The organism is Chitinophaga sp., assembly GCF_039596155.1.
Taxonomy (GTDB): domain Bacteria; phylum Bacteroidota; class Bacteroidia; order Chitinophagales; family Chitinophagaceae; genus Chitinophaga.
The window spans coordinates 1-24,390 of sequence record NZ_JBCNKF010000031.1; the positions used below are offsets into that span (position 1 = coordinate 1).

9 protein-coding genes are annotated in these 24,390 nt (G+C 42.7%); all 9 read right to left on the minus strand.

Features of this window, described 5'->3' with window-relative positions; all coding sequences use genetic code 11:
- Positions 1 to 568 precede the first annotated feature (568 nt).
- On the minus strand, positions 569 to 967 hold the full coding sequence (locus tag ABDW33_RS24805) for a hypothetical protein (RefSeq protein WP_343692796.1): 399 nt from the start codon (positions 965 to 967) through the stop codon (positions 569 to 571).
- A gap of 98 nt (positions 968 to 1,065) precedes the next feature.
- Positions 1,066 to 1,461, minus strand: coding sequence for a hypothetical protein (locus ABDW33_RS24810; protein ID WP_343692797.1), 396 nt, complete (start codon positions 1,459 to 1,461; stop codon positions 1,066 to 1,068).
- Positions 1,462 to 1,465: 4 nt separating this feature from the next.
- Positions 1,466 to 10,237 (minus strand): hypothetical protein, encoded by an 8,772-nt coding sequence (locus ABDW33_RS24815; protein WP_343692798.1) that lies wholly within the window; start codon positions 10,235 to 10,237, stop codon positions 1,466 to 1,468.
- Positions 10,238 to 10,248: 11 nt separating this feature from the next.
- Positions 10,249 to 10,998 carry a hypothetical protein gene (locus ABDW33_RS24820; RefSeq protein WP_343692799.1) on the minus strand — a complete coding sequence of 250 codons (750 nt, stop codon included), beginning with the start codon at positions 10,996 to 10,998 and terminating at the stop codon, positions 10,249 to 10,251.
- A gap of 18 nt (positions 10,999 to 11,016) precedes the next feature.
- The gene (locus ABDW33_RS24825; RefSeq protein ID WP_343692800.1) at positions 11,017 to 13,266 is read right to left on the minus strand and encodes a hypothetical protein; all 2,250 of its coding nucleotides are present in this window, start codon (positions 13,264 to 13,266) and stop codon (positions 11,017 to 11,019) included.
- 24 nt (positions 13,267 to 13,290) lie between these two features.
- Complete coding sequence (locus ABDW33_RS24830) at positions 13,291 to 19,401, minus strand: PA14 domain-containing protein (protein ID WP_343692801.1); 6,111 nt, start codon at positions 19,399 to 19,401, stop codon at positions 13,291 to 13,293.
- 8 nt (positions 19,402 to 19,409) lie between these two features.
- The gene (locus ABDW33_RS24835; protein ID WP_343692802.1) at positions 19,410 to 20,495 is read right to left on the minus strand and encodes a hypothetical protein; all 1,086 of its coding nucleotides are present in this window, start codon (positions 20,493 to 20,495) and stop codon (positions 19,410 to 19,412) included.
- The gene (locus tag ABDW33_RS24840; RefSeq protein WP_343692803.1) at positions 20,496 to 22,766 is read right to left on the minus strand and encodes a hypothetical protein; all 2,271 of its coding nucleotides are present in this window, start codon (positions 22,764 to 22,766) and stop codon (positions 20,496 to 20,498) included.
- Positions 22,767 to 23,024: 258 nt separating this feature from the next.
- Positions 23,025 to 24,191: a hypothetical protein gene (locus ABDW33_RS24845; RefSeq protein ID WP_343692804.1), complete on the minus strand. Its 1,167-nt coding sequence runs from the start codon at positions 24,189 to 24,191 to the stop codon at positions 23,025 to 23,027.
- Between the last annotated feature and the right edge of the window lie 199 nt (positions 24,192 to 24,390).

Below are 24,390 nucleotides of genomic sequence, written 5' to 3' on the forward strand. Positions count from 1 at the left end.
AGCACATAGTAATGATAAAAATAATATGCCACAGAACATACAAAAGTATATCAATTTCTAAAATAAAGAATCTATAGATAGCAGTACATGAATAGTAAATCAAAATAAAAATAAAAGCTAACCTTGGTGACCATAATGTCCATATCCCCAACCCCACGAGAAAGATTGTCCATACAAACATCTCTAAATTAAATGCATTTTTGTAACTATAGTTGTAAGCTTGTGACAAGGCAAAGAGTAGCCCGGATTATGAGGTCAAATGGCATTCGCAGTATAATTGTCGGGATTTAAAGTGTAAACTACCGATCTGATAATGGCAAAGAAGTGTCGCCTAATATTTTAAACGGGGAATGTACCGTAAAGTCAACATCACCCAAATGGGGTTCCAACATAACATACATTCTTACAAAAATCCGGTTGGTTATACCTTACTGTCATTATAAATCTGTTTGACAGGAAAATAATAGGATAAGCCATGAGTAAAGGCATGACAACTACAGAAACTGTATTAGCAGCATGAAGAATGGCTGCTACAAACAGACCTGTAAAAGAGGTACGTAAGAAAACATTACCAAGGTTTATAGAACTCCTCCATAATAAATTCTATTTCCACCAAATTTAATTCCCCGTCATACTTAAAAATACCAACACACTTGTCAGTTGTAAAATGATTGCTTTTTTTTTGATAATCCCCTATAGCAACAAAAACATGACACTGAAATCCTAGTTCCAAATCATCAACTATTTTGTAAATAAATATCGTCAATTTATCAAGTAAAGAGATAATATAAGGTTCTCTCCTACCCAGACCATTGTTGTACGCTCTAATCTCATATCCAATAGTGGCTTTAATCGTATTAATCCCATCTTCTTTTATAGATAGATATTCAAAAAGCTGGCTTTTCATTTTACCTATTTCAAAAGTCTCCTTTAAAGTTTCTTGAATTACTTCATTTTGTTGTACCATAACAATTATTATTGACTAATTTCAATTTTCAAAGTATCAGGAATGCAACATCATTCCTGATACCAAAATTTATTAAGCTGTTAATTTTATTTTTCAAATTAAGGCAAAAAACGCCCATCTAACAAGAATTCAATATCATATAAATTTAAATTATAATTAAATTTAAATGATGCTAAACATCTATCAGTTGTGAATCCTCCATCACTCTTTTGACAATTACCAATAGCAACATGGACATGGTAATAAAAATCAATATCGTACTCATAAAGTATCTTATATTGTAAAATTGTAAGATTGTCATTTAACAAAATCTTACATAGTTCGCTTTCATTAGATGTCATATTAAAAATCAGCAATTCATAACCCTGATCTATTTTAGCAATTCCATAAATATCTTCCATTTCCGATAAATATTTGAACAGTTCAAGTTTCAAATAATTTACGCTAAAATTATCTCTAATAATTTTCTGTATTTCTTTAAGTTTTGGATACATAATTCTAATGGTCTTTTTTTCCCTCTACAAATTTAATGATAGGTATTTCTTTACCGTTTTCAATATAACTGTCCATGTTACCATAAAGGCGGTAAGAACCATATTGACTACCAACTCCTGTCTTTAATTCATAATGGTAGTTTGTCCCTCCAACTTTTTTGCCAGCACCTGACAAAAATTTGATTCCTGCCTCTCCCTGTGATCTTGCCCAACCCTTCGACAATGCCTCTTCGAATGCCTTCATCATGTTACGGTCCTGACCAACAAAACCTTTCTTATTATATAAATCTTTACCAATCCAACCTTTAATAGATTCCCTTTGTACGCCATCCTCATCGTTTGAAGTGCTTCTATTAGCGCTATTATTTCCCTGACTCTTATTGGCTCCCTTAGCAAGAACCATATTGCTAATTTTAATTTCCAAATTACTACTCACGGCCTGAATCGTTCTTTCAGTGGCCATTGTTAACTTTGGAGCCATGGGAGCAGGCAATTCAAATGTCGGTGCACTACTAAATACGCTAGTTGCGGTATTGTAATAACCTGTCTGCGTAGGATCTAAATCAAAATTCTCTGCAGGAATACTTCGAAAACCAAACTGCATTTTAATTCCGTTTATCGAACCGAAAGCAGACCACTTCATGTATGAAAATCGTTGATTAACACCGTTCAGGTATTCTTCTCCTGTAGGTAAACGATAACTAACTATTGCATTATCTATACTAAGGCCAGCTTCAAGTATTGGTATCATTGGTTTGAGAACTGCCATTGCAGTCTTTTTGTAGAAGGACCAGAACCCAGGCGGGTCGGGTTCGTTACCTAAAATATCAGTGTAAAATATTGGATTATTATTTAAGCCGCTGTATTCACTAATACCAGTATTAGGTTCGGGATCTAAATTCCATCTTCTACCAGTTCTGGTATCAAATTCCCAATACTCTGCTGTATTATGATTTCCTTCGCCGGCAATATCGTCACTTCTCTCCTGTCCATTGAACCCATATCGATATCCCTTGGCAGTTATACCATAACTAACTCCATTATCACTACCAGCATCTGCGTTAGACTGATCTACTATTAAAGTGCTAAATTCATCACTGACCCCACTCGCAAACCCACTTTCAAATACAATAGATTCTGTTGCCATATATGTAGCAGGCAGATTATCTGTACGCTGAGTGAGTGTCAACGTTGGAGGAACTTTAGCTCCGTTTTTGAAAATGCTGGATAATATATTCTTACCAGTTCCAATATGGCCCCCCCTGCCAGGCATTAACATACCAAATGGATAATAATCCTGAGCAAATATAATAACTGGGTTATAATGATCTATAGTAGAGTTGTTGTCGGATACACCTAGTTTCTTGTCTGATACTGTAGCAAGGACGTTCCCCAGTTGGTTGGTCAATTCAAAGAACTTCTTTCCTCTCGTAAAGGTAACATTTCTTCCACTACCTAATCCCGTCAGATTTGTAACCGGAGATAATATCTGATCCTGCACATTGGTAGCCAATGTATTTATACCTAAGCGACCACTACCATACAGGTTTGTCTCAATCTGACTTAACTGACCTCTATTAACCAAGATATCATTGAAAGTATACACACTCAGAATATTCCCGGTAACATCACGTACATACCATATTTGAGTTGTATCATTTGCTTTGTTAATTATGCCTTTGCTGGTTCGATTTCCAGTCACATCATATTGATAGATAATAGCAGTAGTGTCATGTTTATATATTTTGGATACTTTCCCATAGGCATTCCATATGATACTATCAACACCAGCTCTACGGTCAGAAACGATATTACCAATACTGTCGTAATTATAGTTATCATATCCTTGATTATCAATATCATTCCCATACCTACTTGCATTTACAGTATCTTTAATATACGTAAGTCTATTAGTATTGGGACGGTAGTTGTAGAATAATGAATCCATAACCAATTGAGATCCGGCAAAAGAGTTATTACCATTACGTTTGTATTTCAGTATGTTACCATTTTCATCGTAACTGATATTTTCCTGAAAATCAGGAAGCGCAGTAAAAGCATTCGTCCAAGAGTTTTTTACGCTGTCCAGTCCTTTATTGGCTGTCATACTCCTAAGACGTCCTAAAACATCGTAAGAGTAGGTATACTCGAAAGCAGGACCTACTGAAGGCATATTTTGGCTGATTGCGGCAATATTACCATTATATAATTTCTTGATGCCAACACCAGCAGCAAATGGTGTAATAGATGAATTAATTGGAGTGTAATCCTTATTGCCGTAATAATGGTAGCTATAACCTAATAAGTCTCTTGCTACAAGACTACCTACTGCACCATCTCCTCCAATATCAAAGTCTGGCATTACTGCAGTACTGTTTATACCTTTCAAATACCCTTCAATCGTATAAGCGTAATCCATCCCCTGTACCTGCTGCTGCCCGATTACTGCACGGGCTAGCGCTCCATGCCTGTAGTATTGATAATATGCGTCATTTTCCCAGAAAACACTATCATGACTGGTTTCTACATTCGTCAGCCGGTTTAATGCATCATAACGGTAACGGTGATAGAATGCATCCTTCTGATTAGGTTGATAGCCTATCCAATTCACTTTACCACTAATGAGGTCATAACTGTACCCAATCTTCTTCCAACGATTTCCATACCTTCCTAAAGCACCCTGTTTATAGTCATGTAATAGCGTTTTAACATTACCATGTATATCATAACTATAGAAAGTTGCAACTGAAAAGCCCATCGCATCCAGCGCAGCTGCATCATCAAAGCGTGCCATCCAAGACACACGATTTCTCAGATTCTGAGGTACTAGGTACTCTGATGGTAAAAAATCATACGTAACATCATAATTAGTCACCGCAATTTCTTTTCTTGTAGACTTAACCGCTGATAACCAATCCGCTACTTTTGTTGTATCCCGGCTGATGGCATCATTCATAGCCACAGCACTTGTGATCTCACCAACCTCTTTTGTACGACCTAATACATCGTATTGGGTGTAACTATATTTGTTTTCTCCTATTTGTTTTGAATTCTGAGTAAATGCAACCCTACCAAGACGGTCGTACCAATAACTTGTAATACCTCCATCTGGTGTTTTCTTTGAAGTAATCTTATTGAGTGTATTGTACCTATATTCCGTTGCCATCCTATGTGCTGGTACCAGCAAGGTACGGTTCGCACGAGCCAACCTTACTTTATTCGCCCACGCATCAGAACGATCTATCACCACACCTGCAGGTGGAATCGTTTTGATTAAATTCCCTGCCTGATCATAATAATATAATGTATAATGATACTCACTACTTGTATAAGTCAGCGTAAATATCTCACGCTGGCCTCCTGCTAAAGCCATGTCAAGATATTCATTCCCAAATGTGTCGGAAATTGAATCGCGATAGGCCTTATACTGTTCAGTTCCAGCCATCACAGCATGGTTTTCTGCATCCGTACAACTATTGGTACTATCCAGTCTGGCACTGGTAAATACAGGCGTAGTATTACCGCATAACAATGGACCGTTATGAATGGTCGTACATGTTGGGTAAGAACAACTTATTAAAGCACGGTTTATATTACCTGTCAAATCAATTACCGTGGCAGGATAATTCGAAAGATAACCGTTGTTCTTAATTGAAATTAAATAACTTGAATCTGACGTCCACGTGGTAGTCCTGTTGACATCCATACCTACACTATCTACCCCACTTGCAAACAAACTATCCAGACAACCGGCTTTATTGACTCCTTTACTGATCATCAGCATGCTGGAATCACCATAATTACCTATTGTTGCATACGTGCCATCAGGGCGCTCGATCACTCCATGGATGTCTGTTTTGACACTGGTATTGATCATATCAGCCCATTCCATGTTAGTATCAGGGCCTAACTTTTGCCATAACACACGGGCAGGGTTCGTGCTATAATTCTGTACCGCCAGCATACCTCCATCCGAGGTGGGCGCTATCGGCATCCACTGCGTTGGAAGCACCCCAAAAGGGTTCCTGAACTGCTTTGAAAACAGGATATTGCCTGCTTTATTGATTCCTACAACGATATTGGCATTCGTCTGAGGTTGAGAACCTGATGCCCAAAAGGTCGCTGTAAAGTTGAATAAAAATCCTTTCGATGTTTTAAATAACTGCGCAGAATAACCAGCTTCTGCCCGTTGGGACTGCTTGTTATAAATAATGGTAGAATTAGGAATCAGGTTACCCGTTGATAAATACAGTTTAGCTACTACCATATTATACATGGTAGTACCGAAAATTTTGGCAAAGGAACATCCCACCATCACCAGCGTGTCCTTATCCTGAACGATTGAATAGCCCTCATTACCTGTTCCTTTCAGATCCAGTATATGTGCCCAGCGGACGTCTCCGTTAGGTTTCAATGACACCATCAGACCATTCACGCGGTTACGGGTATCATGTCTTAACGCCATCACGTATCCACTGTCTGTCTGTATGATATCCTGTCCGGTTATACCCCTGCTGTCATTAAGGACTTTACTCCAGGTCGTATCGCCATTCGGCTGTAATTTGACTATAAATGCGGAATTGATCTCTCCCACGCCCGTCGTTCCAAGGGCAATATAGCCACTATCCCCAGTAACGCGGATCTTGTTGAAGTAGTCGTTACCATCTTTACCATACGTCTTTGCCCAGCTTACCTGCCCTGAAGGATTTGTTTTTACAAGATATGCGTCGTAATTCCCCGAAGCGTTTTTGATTTGCCCTGCGAGCAGCATACCGTTATCTGCTGTATTGATAATATCGTAAAAGACGCTACTGGATCCATTCCTGGTATAGGTCTGGAGTGTAGAACCAGTATTGGCGGTGGTGCATACTGCTACAGAATCCGTCATTTGAGATAACGCACAGGTATCCCTGAAGGCAAGATATTGCCAGGCCTGGTAATTATACCCTGTTGCATTGTTCATATACGCTGCAAACAGCTTGTTCTTTTGTTGCTGCTGACTACTGGTATCCTCATAAGCCGGTGCAAGACCCGGATAGGTAGCATTGTAGCTTGCATACAGGGTGGAGAACTCCTGGCAACTTGTACAGGCAGGCGCTGTATTACACTGTATCAATGGTGGGATCGTCACCGGTGAGGACAGGTAAGTACAACCCGATTTAGCACTATCACATGCCTGCTGTATTAATCTTACCTGCGTTTCTGTTAATGACGTGCCTCGCGTACGGTTCAGGTATACCGTCAATGATGTATCTGTTGACTTTTTGAATGACTGGTATTCAACCTTCAGTACGCGTAACTTCTCACATTCACAATCGGTCGGCTTTGCATAGGTTACCTCATCATAATAAGCCCGCTGCTTATCATAAGCCCCTGGAGCAGTGATCAGCAGGCCGTTACAATTCACATTATCGGTAATACCTTTCTCCTTGTTATAGGCGGCTATCACTTTCTGAAAACTGTTGTCTCCTGATGGCGTGCTGCTCGAGCCAAACAGATGATGCTCGTCTGAACCCGCCATGCAGATGGCCTTCAGCTGCGGTATGACTTTGGCCCTCAGATCGGCTGTATCATAATAGGTACAGGAAGCGGTTAACTGCCTGATCCAGGTATTGATATAACTATTACAATTGGAAGCATAGCTCGCCTGCACATCCACCTTCACCGAGTCTTTTACCTTCGTGGTGTCTCCACTACCCAGGTAACCGTAACCTGCCGTGCTCAATGCACTGGCAGCATCCATAAACCGCGGAGTTTTTGTATCAGCCATCAGCTGGTTGGTGGTAGGCGTACAATTTGCCGCCATCACAAGGCTGTCTATTATGTGATCTTTGTAGGCAAGATATAAGCTACGGAAGTTACGCCAGATCATATCCAGATCACCCGCGCATAAACCCGAAGAAAAGGCTTTAGCAGGGGTATTATACGTAGACGCACAGCTGGCGGTTAAATCTGTACATTTTGTCATGATCGCCGCTACACTGTATAAGGACAATGCATTGTTACCAGTGCCGCCTGTATAGTTCTCTAATTTACTTTTTAACGATATCATCGCTGACAGCGGGTCTACATTACCTGTCACCACTTTAAAAGGGAATGACACCCCATCCCCTATTGGATTGAGATAACCTTTATCAAGCGCTTCGGCATAGGTTTCAATTCCTTCAAAGTTCCTGTCCCATTGTAATGCCTTTTCATAAGAAGTATATTTCAGGTAACGACAGTACTCAGGGTGGAATTGTACCAGTGCTTTTGCCCACGAAGGTTTGAAGTTTTCAGCAAATGCCTCAGGGGACAATGCTTGCGGACGAACATACGCTCCTGATGCTTCATCATATACACTATCCACCAGACCATTTTCATCCAGGTAGGTAATTGTCGGAAGCATGTATTTAGGCAGCGAATCAGTTTTATGATAAAAGATACTATAAGCATACGCTGAATCGCTCAACGTAGCATACTGACCAGAAGGAGCTGTAACATCTGCCAGCAGGATATCCAGCTTTTCTGTGACCGGAGAGGTCGTACCACAGAGCGCATCACAGGCAGCTAATGCTTCATTGTAAGCAGTGAGAGCAGCTGTGGAATCACCGCCATAGTTCGACTTGAAAGTGATCCAGTCTCCTATTGCTGCTCGACATCCTGCACAGGTAGGCGTACAATCGGTGTTACTGACAAGGTTGCGTTGTGACTGGATAAATTCGTTCAGTGTCTTTAAACATTGCTGTTTCAGGTAAATGCTGTCACGATAATATTCCAGTGCAGCCCTGCTTACCGTTAGTCGCTTAGTCACCTGGTAACTACCTTTGGGTAACTGTAAGGTAAAGGCCAGCACAATTGAATCTGGCTTGTTACAGGTCGCTATAATCGAATCCGCCTTGTAGTTGCGGACAAGTTTATAGTAATTCTGGTGATTGAGCTCGTCTGTTACTGAGATCTCCAGGTCATACAATCCATTATAGCAGATCGTGTCTGTACCACAGGCCTTACGTAGTACCGGCGGTTGCAGCGCGTACCTGAAAGATTGGGTATACTGCGGGCCATCAACACTGATCAGCAGACCACGGGTACTTTCCAGTACCATCCCATTCACGCTGTTACTACCGGCGCGCGAAAGCGTATCCACAACCTTAAATTCTACATTGGATTCAAGATTGTCAAGATCAGCACTGTCAGCTTTGCCGGCTAATGCGGTAGCAATCGTACGACCATGCATATCTACATAGGTGATCGCCATCTGCCCATTAGCATCCTGCACCCCATTTTTGAAATAATGCGTGATGTCGCCGGCTTCAGTACCAAATAGTACGTTCAGGTCATTGTCGGCAGGGGAAGCGTAATAAAACTTAGTCTCGTGGTTACTACCCAGTTTGAATACAGGACCCAATCCACTCTGCCGGCTGATCCGGCCTGTTCCATCCTGTGTGTACGAGGTTTCTGTGAAGGCATAACCACCTGCATCGGGAATATATTTGTTTACACCCTCGTTCACAAGTGGGTTGTTAGGCGAATAATATTGGCTGGCACCACTACCTGTAGACATTGCAGGGGCGCTTGCAGTTGCAAAATCAGCAGGGGAAGCCAGGTTGTCATACAAACTTTTATCATAGGCCACTCCATTTAACCCCTGGTTGAAATTTGCAGAATACCTGATGACTGTATTTAACGTAGGCGCAGGCATCACTTTGATCACTTCCCGACCCTGGTAATCGTATAAATTCTCCGCTACGATTGTCGTATTGGTTGTATTATCCTTGGTTACAGTCTGCCGGCTGCGCAGGCTTCCATCAAAGTAACTCACCGTTACATTTCGTTTACCTTCTTCTGCAAATGCAATGTTGGATTGCCAGTTCAATGCCTGCTGGTGACCAACAAAGGGAAATCCTGTCAGTGGATTTGCAAAGTCGGAACTCCACAATGTCTCTTTCCGAAAATCATTCTCCAGTACCTGTACCGCTCTTATTCTATAAAATAGGATACCCGGACCCTCGAAGATCAGGGGAATACGATATTTATATCCGGTGTTATCCCCGGGGATCGTTACCCGCGAGGAATTGTTCTTAAAGACCAGCGCCGGATCAGGTTGAGCCACGGGCCCATATCTTCCGGATAATAATGCGGACGAATCTATGAAAGTCCATTCCAGATCATATTCATCGGCACTTGCAACAGGCGTCCAGCTGACGGTCACTTCATCTGTAGAATCTGTATTGGGCGTGTCCTCATAACTGATCGATTTGACCGCATCATTCACACAATCCATAGCATATACCGCACGAACCTCCATTTCATTTTCCAGTAAAAGGGCATTCATCACCCTGGCACTCTCACGAGTGATAGTTAGCCCCAATACTCTTACTGTTACATCATGGGAGTTATTAAATACAAAGCTGTTGCGACTCGTATAGGTAGCTGTATCGGTGTAGTTAATAACTAGCGTCTGCTCGAGAGAATCGTATGCGGCATCCGGCCGTTTGTAGGTGATTCTAACCTTTACGATGGCTGTAAAAGAGTCAGGTAACAACTGTGTGGAATATTCATTGATATGAAAGTGAATAAGATTCCTCACTGCATACCTGGAATCCAGCTTCGAAGCATCTGCATCCAGGAAGCCGCCATCCCTGACGTTAATGAAGTTATTCGGTGCCAGTTCATTCCTGCTCCCGTCCAACACTTTGTTCAACACAACTACCTTTTGTGCGGAAGTAGTAGCTGTCATAAAGAGTAACAGGAACAGGGCGAGGCATCTGTATGTATATTTCAGCAAAATCTGCATCTTCTTACTTATTAATTAGGGGTTGACAATACGACCTGATAATCGCTAAAAGCATTAGCAGGCTTAAATTCAGCGCCTTCTTTGTAGAAGTACTGCTCTTCTTTAAACCTCTTCTCTTCCAGTTTCAGGGGGTGGTAGTTGAAAAATGTCGTACGCACCAGTGCATATTCATCATAACCAGCTGGTAAGGAATTCTCCTGTTGTGCAGCAGGATCCAGCAACAATGTAGACTTCAGCAGGTATTCAACGGACAGTAAATGATGCACGGCTGTATCAATCTGCATAACCAGGTTCTTGCAGGGGCTTCCAGGTAAAAATGTAATATCGATGGTCTTTACAGACTTCCTGCGACTTACGTTACATTTCTCAGCACCGGATTTTACGATCATAGTCTGCATGTTCGATATAGGATCAATTGCTGAATCAGACCTGGCTATTGCCAACAACATCAGTTTATCTTCATGAAAGACAATAATATTATACCGGTCAGCCCGGATGGATTCTGTGCTATCCATGCGACAGTAATAATGATTACCTGCTATTGCTATACTTCCGTCCAGGGAGTCTAAAATAACACCGGGTTTACTTTCATTTGCGTAGGTATATTTTATGTCAAAGCCATAGGGAGAAGATTTACCCGCTTCCCTGATATACTTCAAAGACGCCACCGCATCTTCTACCGCTGCCTGATCCTGTGCCTGGAGGGAATGTAACCCCAACAGGAAGCACATGGCCCATATCAATAATAAAATACGTTTCATATCTGCAATAATTTGAGACTATTTGTTGAGCATTGCACTTCTGGATTCCTTGATAGTCATGATGCCCCTCTCTGTTTCCTTCTTCACACGAATCAATCCACCTTCATCGTCGTATTCGTAGAACGTAGCATAATTGTTCTCATCCAGTTCAGCCATCAGGCGAAGTGAAGATTCGTCGTATACATAAGATTTCATGTTCGCATTGTATGGATGCACGCGGATGTCATCGAAGTATACAGTGTTACTACCTGTGTTCTTCAGGCTGATCATGAGCTGTGTAGTTGTGGCAGGTACATCCAGGATCATTTCAATGCGTTGCCATCCCTCGATAATATTACCAGATGGAGTACCCGTGATGGTTGATGCTACGGTACCATTATTTAAAAGCGCTATATCGATCTGGCTGCCTGTATAAGCAATGCCATTACATTGCCCGGATTCTTTCACCCAGGCACCGACAAGTATTTTCTTTCCAGCCAGTGGCGAGAAGGCCGGCAACAGCGCTTCTTTACCTAACCGTATACTTTTCAGTATACTGTCAGTGCCCCCACAATTATTGGCAGCAGCATTGATAGCTATGCCAAATGAAGGATCATCCACTGATACATCGCTGGTGATACTTGCTACCTTTATATTGTCCAGGCGAAGGCTGTAATTGCCGGTATGTTGAATGGTAGTATCGAAATAAGATTTATAGGTAGAGAAATCGAAGCTACGTGCTACAGGACATACATTATCACATGCACCACCCACATAATTATAATCTTCGAAGCCGTCAAAGGCAACTTCACGATAGCGCGCATTCTGTGCAACAGCCGTGGCGAGTGCATCCTGGAAACCGTATAATCCGGCAGTATATCTGCCAAGTGGATCTACATTTTCCATCTCTGCACCTTTCTCATTAAAAAGGGTACTTTGTGCTGTCCAAACCCATCTTGATACAGCTGTATCCTGTGGCTGCCATTTGCCATTCACTAATTGCCAGAAGGAAAGGAAATTGCTCACGGTACCATCTGTGCGGGTATTGGTAGCATTATTGGTATTTATCTCGGCTCGTGGATTATAAAAACCATATGAACGATATGGGCGCCAGTTACCTGCTACGCCATATAAATATGGATTGACACTTGTGTCGGTGATGGCGCTGTAACAAATACCAGAGGATTGATAATTACAGGTGTAGCAACTGTCAATGTACAAATTTGCGACTACCCCGGTATCAGATGGGAGTGCCCAGGTGATGTCCAGGTATGGGCGCTTGCTGGTATCTGCTGTATATTTTTCCGAGCAGAAAGTAGCGTATAGCGTAGTTGTATCTGTTGGGACGGTCGTAGGAAGTAATTTTGTATTTACCAGTGTAATCCCATAATCCAGTGACCTTCTGCTGGAAGAAAACCAGTTTTTAATATCTATCTGGAAGTCCTGTTTGGCCGTTTCGGCTACGATAGAAGTTGAATCAGTTACACTTCCGGTCAGTAAAGTACTTCCTGTGGTTTGATAATTCCACGCAGCAGAACGACGATATATTGTTGCAATGGGTTGAGGATTGCTGGCAGTATACAGGGAGTGCGCATTGGTATAGGCTGACGCGTTAAAACCTGCCGGGTATGCATAGAGGTACAGATTAGCAGACAGTACAATTGCATTGTCAGGAATATTGACCGCACTATCTATCGCAAATGTTGTTGCGATTTTGTAGCGGCTGCTGTTTGAAGCATAAGCCGTACGCATGTAAGCAGCGGTGCTATCCAACTGTGTTGTTGGATAGGTAGTAACTGAAGGGAAAATATTACTGGCGGCTAAAATATAGTTTACGTTTGCGGAGCGCGTCACCTTGTATTTTTTATTTACCGGGCGACCGTTGCTGTAGGTGACTGTACCTGTGTTACCACAATCCCTGCTTTTCAGTGAAGAAAAGGTAATATTACCGCTGGCTGACTTCAGTACAACGGAGCAATCTCCCATCTGCGCCCTGTATTGGGTGCCGTTGGTGGCTGTTGTCAGGGCATAGAAATATCGGTTGATATTACTCGTAAGAATCGAACAGCCACTACCGGATACCGCGTAGCCGGCCACATTGGCATCTGCGATCAGGCTGGAGAGCAGGATGTGATCAGACTCCTTGGTGAACAACCTGTTTGAAGCGATCAGGTAGTCAAAAAGTGGTTTCAGACATTCGCAGGCACAACCGGAAGACTGTGCCTGGGCCTGATAGCCGGGAGCGGCTACCAGGAGGCTGAAAATAAGTATAGAGAGATATCTTTTCATATATATAATGTCTTATTCAAATCATCATAGGTTACCAAGAGAGACGTTAATATCCCCGCTGAAATATAAATTCAGAAATTCAAGCGTCTGGTCGGCCTGAAGAACTCCATCCTTTGCAACAGTAGAATTGATGCTATAGCTGGCAGGTATCAGACTTGATTTGAACCTAACGGTGTAAGGAGGAATATATTCAATCTTTTTGTTGACCGAGGCTGAAGACGACCTGGTAGCAGTAGCACTGGCGACTACTTTACCTGTACCGTCTATTACACTTATATCTAAGGATGCCTGGTTATTTGTTGAGGCAAATGAACCTGCGCCTACTACGATTCGAATAGAATCCTTCGCCACACAGTTACCATGTGTATTTGCATAAGTCTGCCCATTTTGTGCCAGATCTCTTAATGCTTTTGCGTCGGCACTGTCCTGGCTGATGGATGAAGAATAGGTATTTGCTGCCACGACATATGTCACCTGGTAAGCGGCTGATGATCCGGTTGCACATACAGGTGTATAGCTCCTGGCATACCGATGATTATAATAGGTAGTTGTTGTACAGCTTGTACTATTGCCTGGATAAGGTGCATTAGGTCCCTGCAGGCAAGCCGTTACTGTTCCTGCCTTATGACTGTCTGCTACCTTCCACAGCTCATTATATTCAACGGCGGATGCATTAACAACCCTCGAAGTATTATCTATTAAAAGCTTGTACTTACCTGTTGACTGTTTGACACGGGGGTCGGCTAACAATGTAATATTGCTGACGAATCCACTTAGATTTTTTCTACCCGATTGTAAAACTTTCAATGACACACTATTCCCTGTAAATGGCTGCCCATTTTCGTCCACAAAGTAGAGATCAGGATCTCCCCCGCGTTGTACATTTCCATCTACTGCGTACATAAGGCCTGGTTTAGGGAAAGTAGCGATATCCGGGGTACAATCATTTCCACCTGTTTTCTCTCTTGAATAGATCAGGATTTTATCGCCCGCAGCAAAATAATCAGTTACCTTACTACCAGTAGGTATACCTTTCGCGATACGTCCCTGGTTAATATATATGCTATCAAGTACAACATCTATATTCTTGTAGGCACCACTTACACCATCATAAGCCCAGCCAGCAGGTAAGGTAAATGTATAGATTGAGTCTCCCCATTCATTCTGGGTGCTGTTCAAAATCGGGGCACCTGTTTCGGCATCGTATAAAAGGTTACGGGTAGTTACAGTACTTCCCTTGTCAGTTGCCTCCACGTTATCCAATATACCATGTCTATATATTACCTTTGAAACTGCTGAAGAACGGAAAACTGTTTCCTCCCGGTTGTATACATTCAGCAACATGGGAATAAACAAGACAGGGGGCCATACGAAATAAAACATATCCCCGTTTATCTGGGCATTATAAGATGTACTCAGGGAACGTTGCTGACGCATATCCATCATCAGCTCCATATCCTTACCTATCACCGCCTCTTCATCTATATCTCCATTGGGTTTCATTACCATCACCGTATTATCCAGGTGCTTGAATTCCGCATTCGCATTGTCCACCTTGTAATTATACTTAGTTTCAGTCACTGCTTTCTTATCGTCCAATTCTGAATAGGTGGCTTCTGATTTCTTTTTACCATGCATATCATTTAACTCCACTTTAAAGCCCTGGGTGACGGCTATATAATGACGGGAGTTTATACGCAGTAAGTTGGTCAGTGAAGGTTTGAAGCGGATTTTATCCAGCGTAGATCTGTCTACCAGCGTAGGAAAATCATACGCAGTGTAGAAACAGGTTTCGGAAAATCCGTTTGCGGAGCGGGTATTTTTCGCGTTGATGGTTCTTACTCTTACCTTACTATATCCTACTGTCGGAGAAGGGAAGAATGATTCTCCTAAAGGCGCTTCAACATAGCCACTGGCTACCGGTGCTAAAGCCGCCACCTGCTGGGTATATTCAATCGGCTCTCTCAAAGGGTTTTCCTCACCACCGATCATCGGCTCGTAGGCTGCTACCCCACTACTAATCGTTTCCTCCTTACCATTGACGGTCCGGGTAGTGGTGTAGTTATATTCCTGCCCGTAACTGGACTGTTTCTGGCCTGTCATCTTATCCCAGTAGTCGTAGATAGTGATGCGTTTTACACGAATACCACCACCATACTTCTTAAAATAAGGATTATTCAGGCGAACAAAGCTACGATCGGTCTGGACAACCTGCGCCCAGCCCTTGGAACGTGCACCATCATCAAAACCGGAGATGGCAGTCAGGATGTTGCCGGCACTGGATGCCAGTACCTTTATCAGGTCAGACCAACTAATGTTATCTCCTGTTTCTGAACCGGGATATGCTTTGGAAGCAAGATTTAAACGCAGGAATGAGAGTGCTGCCTTCGTCATTGGGCTGTAACGGCTATCTGACAGGCCAATTTCTCCGCTGTTATTGATAGCTTTGACTTTTATCCAGATCGTTTTCCCGCCATTAAAGTAGCCATAACTACTTGTATCCAGCGAAGCATAGCCAGGTACATATTCTGCACCTCTGCCATATTCATCACCTGGCATGTTCACATACAGACGGAAGTAAATTTTGTTCAGTCCATCCAGGTACCACTTACTTACTTCCTGTTTACTGCTGACTGCCCTTGGCACATTCACGGATATATATTGAAAATCACTCCCACCCTGGTATAGGTACTGACTGAGGTCAGTAAGCTTTGTATTAACGTCAGGGCTGTTTTTTGTAAACCCTGCGATTGTAAACAATTGCGCGGCACGCTTGTTCTGCACAAACGCATAGTCATCCCCTTCATAATCAATTTTCATTCTACCACCAGCAGGCAGTGTGATTGAATCCAGTGCCCATACGGCAACATTCGTGGCGGCAAGTGTACTATCCTGGATAGCATATGGGTAATCACTGTTATTCAGCTGGGCAGGATTCTGAATAGCTGGCTTATATACGCCCCAGCGATCCACGTTTTTACTATTATAAGCCGTAGTCGCTGCATTATAGTGGAATATATACGGATGACGTTCGCCTTTCCTGTTATTATTATAGGTAAAATAAATGGTATCAAGTGTAAGTTTACCTACTGATGGGCTGTTGCTGTTAATACCAGGACAGAGTTTATAAGAATATTTAAAATGGACGGTTTTCAGCGGCTTAGGATTCGTCTTCATAAACTCAGCCTTTGTGTACAGGTTGATCTCATCGAGCTTGCGGGCATTGCCTGCGGACATTACGCCATTTTCATCTATTTCCTGTAAGTCATCACGTTTGCTCATTTTAAAAACTGCAATCATGGTTTTGGACTCAATAGAATTCAAATACCATAATTCCTTCTGGCCATGAATATAGCTACCCTTACCATCACGGTTATCGGTACGCATACCTTCGCTATAGTTCGCCTTGTTTACACCGATTGGTGCCCGCCAGTTAGAAGGATTGGTAATGCCGGCTATCTTGCTATAATTAAATTTGATTGCATTGCCCGGATCATCTGCAGTGATACCGTTTCCTGTCAAATCTTTATAGTCAGGTGACAATACCGCTGTCAGCAGGAATGTATGGGCATATGCAGGTGTAACCTCGCTCGAAAAATAATGATCATTCCCTTGCTGGTTATCAACTGTGTTGTCTGTACCAGGGGTGTAGTCTACCAGGCCTGTGGCCAGACTACCTTTGCCTTCGTCAACAGAAAACGTTGTTTCTGTTTGCTTCAGGTTATATACAGGAATACCATATACATAACGCTGTCCGCCCGTGTTGAGCACGTTGATTTCAGAAATGTGGTTATCCAGTCGAAAACTGTTCACTCTTTTTTCAAGTGTGACATTACCCTGCTTTACGTTATCATTTGACGCTGGCGGATAGAGATACTTTTGAGGAATAACAGTACGGGATTGTGACGGATACGACCATTCCAGCGTAGCCACTGTATTGCCTCCTTCCTGGTAGTAATCCATTCTCACTGTATAAAACTCGCCCGCTACCAGGTTTACATACACAGTGTCGGTGGTGACGTCATGAATACTCCAGTTTGATTTGACATTGACACCATCGAGGAACAACCTAAATCCGTCATCACTCTTCACATAAAAAGCGTATTTACCACTTACGGGCGCTTTGATACGACCTGTCCAACGAACGGAAAAATTGTTGTTTAATTCAACAGTTGTACTTCTTTGGAAATCAGCCTTGGTGAGCATGTTGATCACAGGATCAGTTCTCCGGAATAACCTAGTTCCAAAATTTTTGTCAGTGAAATATTCACCTGTCAGGCCGATTGCGGTACTATCCGTATCTATTATTTCAGCTGCACATGCATTAGCAGTGTAGGCATTCTCAGCATAGTTCTCAATATACTTCGGGAAACCAGCCAAACTGGCCTCTGCTGCTGTAAGATAAGAAATCACCTGTGTACGCTTATCCCTGGCCGTCTTGTTATAAGTACTGCTATTAATTGCCTGCTTGCCGACAAACGTCGCATTACTAAATCTATTGATGGTATCCTTTGCCAGCAAAGTAGGATCATTGTTATCCTTGTGATAGATATTAACAGCCACTACATCATCTCCTCCAAGATTATTGTAATAATCCTTATCGTTTACCGTCATTTCACCTGGATTACGGAAATAAGAGGCTTCGTACGTGCCATACGAATTACTGAATGCTGTTTTGCCGGCCATCTTATTATTCTTGCTCCATTCGCCGGTTTCGGTGTAAGAATAAGTATAGGTAAGATCCGCACCACCATGTGCAATTGAAGGAATACCTAAATCTGCGCTGACATTTCCACTATTGGACCTGGTTTTGCTGTAGTGGTCAAATACATGTCCCACATCACTACGATAAGCCCGGAAAGACCCACCAATTCCTTCCCCCGATATACCAAATACATCGTAAGTGTAGGAAGGTATACCAATATTGGGTACAACCGGTTTTTCCTTGTAAGGAAGATCTTTCTCCCTGTTAAAATCCAGTAATACCGAGGTATTCTTACCAGCCTTCTGGTAGTTGAGGTAACCATAGGCAGGTAAGGATTGTATCCGGTCGCCGGCGGCAATACTTTGTACGGTAACGTAACCTGTGATTGCACCTGCGATATTGGTACCGAAAATCTCGGTACCACCTTTCACCGTGAGTGTCAGGTTGGTATTTGTAAAAGGTAGTGACGGACTGGGCAAATAGCCCGGATAGGCGAAAGACATCAGGGTTCTATCTGCATGTGACCTCGCGTTCTTACCCGCGGTGTTATACTGCTGAACCCCCAATCCTAAATCCAGGCTTTTCAAACCCGACCTTGAATTATAGCCAGTGCTTAAGTTCAGGTTTCCATTCAATGTCTGGTCTTTATTGGACAATTGTAGTTCCAGGTTAGGGTCAACGCTCACTCCTTCCATAGAACTGTTTGTGATAGATAAAGTAGCAGTCAGTTTACCCATTGAACTAGAGCCGGAGTTGATGCTGGGGCTTAGGCCGGCAGATGTTCCCCAACCTTTGTAATTATTATATACAATTCCTGCGGACGCGCCGATATTGATTAATTTACTGGTGATAGGCAAACCGAGTACTTCCTGTGAAAGTGACACATTTGCACCAACAGTAGTATTTGCTTTGACAGACGTTGTTTTGGTAACAGATTCAGCCCCGCTGAAATCATCTGGTAAACCGCGTAACGTACGGGTAATGGAACCTGGATTCAGGTTCCAGCCCAGGCCTACCCAGCTCGCATCGTCACTCATGCCAACACCACTATTGTAACCCAATGCCAGAGGATATCCGCCAACATCCAGCAACGGAATATTATAGCTGAAATCACCTGTAAACAGGTCGACCGTATTGTCACTGTTTACGGAGTGGAAAGCCTGGCTTTCCGGTTGGGTAGGACCGCCAATAGATCCCTTTGCAGACATCGATGCTTTTGTAGTAAGTGACGTCACTGCTTTCGTGGCAACAGGCTTTAATGCTTTCTCTTCTTTATGCAGGATCAGTGGTACCACCGCTGGCTTCACCGCTCTTCTCAGTACGATAGGCATGCCTAATGCATAGGATGGGATAACTGTCTCAATGTAGAGCACAACAAGCATCAGTGAAGCAATAAGTCGCTTGCTTCCTGCGACATGTTTTAAGATCATTTGGGCTCTTATTTTTTATTGTAAATAAATTTTGTGTTCCAGTATTCCTGCCTTCCATTTAGGATATGAAACAGGTACGATTGTCCGGCAGCAAAACCATTGTTCAATGCTACTTTGAGCTGATTCGGCCCACGGTTTAATGAGAGCACGCCAGATTGAATAATCTTCTTACTTTCATCCAGCTTAATAATTTCATACTTCACCGCAGTATCATCAGCATCGTTGCTATAGCTCATTTGTAGGGTGCCTGAACAGGTAATAAGCGGTGCATCCAGTCCCCTTTTTAACTGTACAAAAGCGGCTTCTTCTATGAATGTTTTTTCAGGATGTACACTTTTCAATTTAAATGTCCAGATCTCTGCCTGTGCGGCAAACTGGTTCCCATTATTCGCAATCACGGTCCATGCGTACTTTTTAGCAGTGTCTAATTGTACTGCTGAGGCGGGGTAGTTAAGAAACATATTCTTATTATGTGCAGCACGATATACGGGTATATTCTGTTGCATTGCTTCTGCGGCAGACTGCCCGTTACGCAATTCAACGATGGTAAAATCGTAGTTCAGATCACTAAAGATTGCCTGTGGTGCAGGTGGTATCCAACTGAATTGTGGTAAATTTTCTTCCACGGTACTTTCATTGGCGGGTGCATTTAAAATCGGAGGACTAACGGGTTCTACCGCGAAAGGCAGGCAGTCTTCCCCGACTACACTCCAGGCATCCCCTATTCCCCTCATCACGCTGTAACAGGCAATGTAGTTACCTGCTGTGAGCATACCATTTGCACTGCGATCGGCAGCAGGAGATAAATATTCGTAGGTAACCGGCGATACATCACCTACCTGTAACTGCCTGGCTCCCTTGTTCAGTATGAATGTTCGGGATGCGCCTGTTAATACCGGCTGGTTAGTACGGGCATCGGTAACACGTAACGTTACCTGTACCAATATGGGGGATGTAGATGCAGACACCAGCAGGATATTCCACAGCTGGGCTTTCTGCATAACACCTGTTGGAGGCAACTGCACCGTCATACTCACTTGTGCAGCAGCGCGTAAGGATAGCATTACCAAAGCTATCAGGATGAAACGTCTCATTTAGAATATTTTAGTATAGGTAATTCTGCCTGTATTATTTGAAACCAGCCGCCGTTGAGCGCCGGGTATAAAGCCTTTGTCCGTCATCATTTCAACCTGTCCGAAGTAAGGGATATTTACCCGGAAGCTAGCAGTGTAGCCTACCTGACGAAGTTCGTAGACAGTCTGATAACTATATTTTATACCGCCGCCTATATCCAGCCATGAACGTACTTTACATTGTACATTGCCATCTGCGCCATACAGGTTGTAATCATTATTCAATGCCGCGGAGCCAGTACCTTGTACCGTGAAGCGTCCCAGGAACATGGTATGATTGAGCAGGATATTCTTTGTATTAAAGTAGACGAAGCTGCTATCAGTCATCCTGTTATAAAAGCGGGTGTACGATAGCATGGAGTTCATGGTTACTTTCTTTACTTTATAAAAATGGCTAACAGTACCGACCAACGTATAAAAAGTATTCTCCATCATGGAACCGTCGCTCAGTCTGGTAAGCTGAGAAGTTGGATAATAACCGACGCTGACTACAGGATAATGTTTAATTCTCAACGTGGCCTGGATGGTTTTGAAAATAGTATTACTATTATAATTGGCCTGTTGGAACTGACTTGTGTAGTCATTTCTCCTTATGGCTGCGGTGACCAGTAGCTGTTCCCTGAAGAAAGGCTGGTCTATTCTTGCATTCCAGGCTATTTGTTTTGAGCCGGTCGTATACAGGCTGAAAGACTGAAAACCAGCACCCAATATTTTGTAGTTACCTGTAAGCTTAGTTTTAGTAGCTGGAATGAAAGTGCTGGCGCCAACAGACCAGGCCTCGTTCCGCCGGTCACTGAACTTCAGCAGGCTTTGCACCTTCCCTTCATCGGTAGTTGCCTGATAATATGGAAGGGAAGATCTCGCCATTTCTCCGGTAAAGAATATATTTTTTGTTAATTGCCAGCGGCCTTCAAGGGCAATTCCCATGATGCTGTAGTCAGGTGAACCGGAGTTACCGGAACCGGTGTTCAGGTTGTAGAGTTGTCTTTTACCCATGTAATAGGTGAAATAGAGATGGTTGCCTTCTTTCATACCATAACCAGCTCTAAATAATGAAAGGTATTGTCTGGGGCCATTGTTATTTACAATGTAGTTCCTGAACCGATAGTCGATGACACCTGTTGCAATAGCAGCGTACCAGGAGGGGTTATATTCGATCTGTCCTCCCTGGATGCTGATATTCCTTGCAGTTAGTTCAGAGTAATCTACCAGTGTACGTCCCAGGCCAATTGTCCGGATAGCGAGCAGGGTTTTGTAGCCTTTAGGTAATATAGTATCCGGGAGGTTCATCTCTTGTAATGTTGCTGCCAGTTCTTCGTTATTACGGCTGGCCATAAGTTTTGATAGCAGGTCACCATTTACATCACCTAGCTGGGATTGATGTAAACGGTAAAGGCTATCCAGTTTTCTGCATCTTTTTTCAAGAGAATCTATCTGGTGCTTTTTAGCAATATATTCATCTTCTAATGAGCTATCAGACGGCAGATTCAGCGGTGACTTGTATTGTAACGCCGGTTTGAGATCAGGGTTGGGCAGTGAATCCAAATTGAGGCTGGGTTTCCTGCCATATAGTGCACGTTCTTTGGCCTCTACACGGCGCTGGATGGCGGCAGGACCGTCAACATCAGCTCTTAGCTGATTTAGCTTTAATGCTTCAGCGTCTAATGATCGCTTTTCGTATTGTAGGTCCTGCATCTTTGTATAGCGGGATACATCCCAGTTCTGCAGTTTCTCCCATAGCATATTCTTAAAGTCACGGCTGGTATATTGCATGTTCAGCCCCGTGATATTCCTGAACAGGGCAGAGTTTCCTCTCGCAGTAGTAAACCCGACACGTACCGGGTACTGATCCCTGATAGTAAGGTCAAGGTAAGTTTGTACAGTATGCTGGTAAATATCTTTTTGCTGATAAGGGGTATCAACGCCGGATTGATAGTAATAGTCATACATAACATTCCCATGCACCTTTATAAAAGGCTTGCGGGGGGGGCGGGGCCGGGTAATAGTATCATAGTGCTGATTTTCGAACAAAGGCATCAGGGTAATATTGCCAGCGGTGTCAGTTACTAATAAATACGACACTTCGCCGGAAGATTGCTTAATACCACGGGGGAATGCAACTATGGGTCCTTTACCAGGGGCACCGGGCAGCGAGGTACTACGTTGCAATTGCGCATAGGTTACCAGGCTTCCTACCGTGAGGAAGAATAATATTAAGTATAGAGACTTCAACTTGTTATTTAAACAGTTGTGATTGGGAATACGAACATATAAGTACTCGGGTATAAATGCTTTCTCGAATGGGTGTAATTATGACATAGATATTTTTTGGATCAAAGAAAAAGGGTTAAGGTTATTCACTGACAGACTCGGTTAAAAATTCTAAAACAAAATTATAGAATTAAACCAGAATACAAAATTAATTCAGTGATGATTATTAATGATTAATGATCTTAGATATGCCAGCTACGATGAAGTTTTAAATTGCTACTACTTCTGTATCATTCTCTTCAACTCGTCTATAGTTTTCTGCTGCTCTATCAGATACAACGTTAGTTCCTCCACCTTCTGTAACAGTCGCATATTGATCTCTCCCACATCAATTCCACTTGCCTGTACGTCTTTTCCAGAAGGAATCTCAGGCAGATGGCGATGTTCTTTTATGTACCGGTCTACTTCGTACAAACTGGGTAATTCGTAGCCAGGAGAAAATACAAAATCGGCCCAGGCAGCTGGTGTAATTTGTAATTTCCTGGCGCCGATTGCACCTTCCACTGTTAACTTGTATTTGCCTAATGTAGTAGTGCCTGTTCCAATGCCAAGGTTTCCATTCGCATCCAGTCGCATTCTTTCAGTTCCGTTATTTGTACTGAATGTAATAAAACCACTTTGCACAGAATTACCTTTGCAAAAATTAATTGCGCTGTTTTTGTATCCGTAGAAATAATGTTCAAGTGCAAAAGAAGTGCTATAATCTGGCGTAGTGTTTACGGCATGTACACCCAACATTGTTCCCCTTCCGTATAAATTACCTTCAGATAACCTGGAGAGAACAGCTGTGATTGTATCTGGTATTGTAGTACTGATATCCAACGGTGTTCTGGGTGTCAATGTACCAATGCCCAATTTCCCTTCCGGGAGTACCGTCACACTGTCGGGGAGATAAACGGTTCCATCAAATTTACTCACATATGGAACGGCTTTGATACTGGTTGCTTCGCTAAACAGGGTAGTATCCGTAGCGGTCCAGTTGGCGAAGTTTGCTGCTGTCTCAGATGATAATCCTTTTGCATAGGCACTGACATGGAAACGCTGATAGTTTATTTTTGAATCGATAAAAATAACCACCTTGCCACCTTCCTGCGCTAATGTTATCGGGGGACTATAGGAGCCACTGCTTGTGGCTTTGGGATTTGTAAAAGTATTACTGTTGAAATAAAAGCATAACTGAATATTAATTGTAGATGCATTTCCAAAGCCGTACCCCTGAATAAACAAGGTAGGCATCATATTGCCACCGGCAGTAGGAAGATTAGTGGTGATCTTCACACCATTCTTTGGACCAGCAGTAAAAGCATAATCGAGACAATCGTAGTTCTGAGCTTTAACAAGTGCAGTAATAAGACAAAGGGATAAAATAAACAATAATGATCGCATGTAGTTCGGATTAAAACATAATTATTAATGGTGGCGGTTAGCACTAAGAGATAGTTAAAATTTATGTGATCTTAATTCGATCTCATTCCCGAATAAGCACAAAAAGACACCTATGATTGAATTATTAGCTAACTCAAAACACTATTTCTTTTTATGCCACTTTTGTTTAACGAATAATGACTGTTCCTGAAAACGAAGT

What these genes read in the sequence shown, in the direction of transcription:
- ABDW33_RS24830 (WP_343692801.1), bottom strand. Translation starts at nt 19,401, where the DNA reads ATGATCTTAAAACATGTCGCAGGAAGCAAGCGACTTATTGCTTCACTG.
- ABDW33_RS24815 (WP_343692798.1), bottom strand. Translation starts at nt 10,237, where the DNA reads ATGCAGATTTTGCTGAAATATACATACAGATGCCTCGCCCTGTTCCTG.
- ABDW33_RS24825 (WP_343692800.1), bottom strand. Translation starts at nt 13,266, where the DNA reads ATGAAAAGATATCTCTCTATACTTATTTTCAGCCTCCTGGTAGCCGCT.
- ABDW33_RS24835 (WP_343692802.1), bottom strand. Translation starts at nt 20,495, where the DNA reads ATGAGACGTTTCATCCTGATAGCTTTGGTAATGCTATCCTTACGCGCT.
- ABDW33_RS24820 (WP_343692799.1), bottom strand. Translation starts at nt 10,998, where the DNA reads ATGAAACGTATTTTATTATTGATATGGGCCATGTGCTTCCTGTTGGGG.
- ABDW33_RS24805 (WP_343692796.1), bottom strand. Translation starts at nt 967, where the DNA reads ATGGTACAACAAAATGAAGTAATTCAAGAAACTTTAAAGGAGACTTTT.
- ABDW33_RS24810 (WP_343692797.1), bottom strand. Translation starts at nt 1,461, where the DNA reads ATGTATCCAAAACTTAAAGAAATACAGAAAATTATTAGAGATAATTTT.
- ABDW33_RS24845 (WP_343692804.1), bottom strand. Translation starts at nt 24,191, where the DNA reads ATGCGATCATTATTGTTTATTTTATCCCTTTGTCTTATTACTGCACTT.